Origin of the sequence: Candidatus Infernicultor aquiphilus (assembly GCF_002784285.1) — a bacterium.
GTDB lineage: Bacteria > Atribacterota > Phoenicimicrobiia > Phoenicimicrobiales > Phoenicimicrobiaceae > Infernicultor > Infernicultor aquiphilus.
In genome coordinates this window covers 1-1,452 of sequence record NZ_PFKO01000234.1, presented here as the reverse complement: position 1 = coordinate 1,452, position 1,452 = coordinate 1, and the positions used below count along the sequence as shown (strand labels likewise).

Genomic DNA, 1,452 nt, shown 5'->3' with positions numbered 1-1,452 from the left:
AAAATCTGCAGATTTAGTTACCCCTGATGGGGCAGGTATTTTGTGGGCAACCATTACTTTAAATTGTCCTTTAGTTGAGCGGGTAACTGGTATAGATATAATATATAATGTATGTCGATTAACTGCTAAGAAGGGATATTCTCTATATTTGTTAGGTGCTTCTCCTGGTATTGCCAAGAAGGCTGCTGAAAACTTAATTAAGGAATATCCAGGAATAAAAATAGTGGGGACTCATCACGGTTATTTTAATTCTGAAGACTCTGAAGGTGCAATAATAAATGATAAGAGTAATGGTAGTAAAATTGATGATTTAAAAGTAAAAGATATTAAAATTGGTAATAAAATTGATAATAAAGAGGAAAAAGAAATTATCAAAGAAATTGAAGAAAAGAGACCAGATATATTGTTGGTAGGTATGGGGGTACCCAAACAAGAAAAATGGATTACTAAAAATTTAAGTAGATTAAATGTTCCAGTATGTATGGGTGTAGGTGGTAGTTTTGATGTCCTTTCTGGCAAAATACCCCGAGCACCATTGTGGATGCAAAAACATGGAATGGAATGGATTTATAGATTAATTAGAGAACCAAAAAGGGTCTTACGAATTATAGCCCTTTTTTACTTTATCTGGCTGGTGATTTTAGGAAAGATGATTTTTACTTTAACGGAAAAAGAAATAGATTGAGCCTAGTTAATAAACCATAAATAATCAATAATAAATAGAAGATAGTTAATTAAAAATAATCATAAAAAGCACAGAATATTTATTATTAATATTAATGATTATTATAATTGAAATTCAATTATAACAGGATTAGTTTTTCTATCCGTTTGATCTGAAATACTTAAAGACTTAAATCACTATCTCCATATATCTTAAGCAAATGTAACCCTTTATAAAGATTCATTTTCTGATTAAATAAATAAGGAGATAACGAGTGAAGATTTTACTTAAAGTTGGAATTATTGTAACTGCATTATTAATTCAACTTACCCTCCTTAATTCGTTTACCGTTCAGGGATTGAAGCCGGATTTAATATTATTAGTAGTATTAATATTTTCTTTATTAAAGGGAGCTGAAGAAGGGACTGTATCTGGATTTGCTTCTGGTCTCTTACAAGATATCTTTTCTACTGGCTTATTAGGGGTAAATGCTTTGGTAAAAACGGTGATAGGTTTTATTTCCGGAATTTTAAAAGAAAAGATATTTCCTGAACATATATTATTCCTTATTCCTATAATAACTTTTGTAGTTTCAATAAGCCAAAGCATTTTAATGTTATTGATATTACATGCTTTTGGGATCGAATATGGTATGGTTTGGAGCTTAAAAAAAATAATTCTCCCAGAGGCTTTGTACAATAGTCTATTATCGCCTTTTGTTTTTTTAGGGATAAAAAAACTTTTTCAACTGATTAAAGAATAAAATTTTACCAAAAGGTAAAAAGGTA

At 29.5% G+C, this 1,452-nt stretch carries 2 protein-coding genes; both read left to right on the top strand.

Features of this window, described 5'->3' with window-relative positions; genetic code table 11:
* On the top strand, positions 1-685 hold a 685-nt coding region (locus COZ07_RS06335), incomplete at its 5' end, for a WecB/TagA/CpsF family glycosyltransferase (RefSeq protein WP_406607729.1).
* A 253-nt stretch (positions 686-938) separates the two neighbouring features.
* Positions 939-1,427 (top strand): rod shape-determining protein MreD, encoded by a 489-nt coding sequence (mreD, locus tag COZ07_RS06330; protein ID WP_406607728.1) that lies wholly within the window; start codon positions 939-941, stop codon positions 1,425-1,427.
* Positions 1,428-1,452 lie beyond the last annotated feature (25 nt).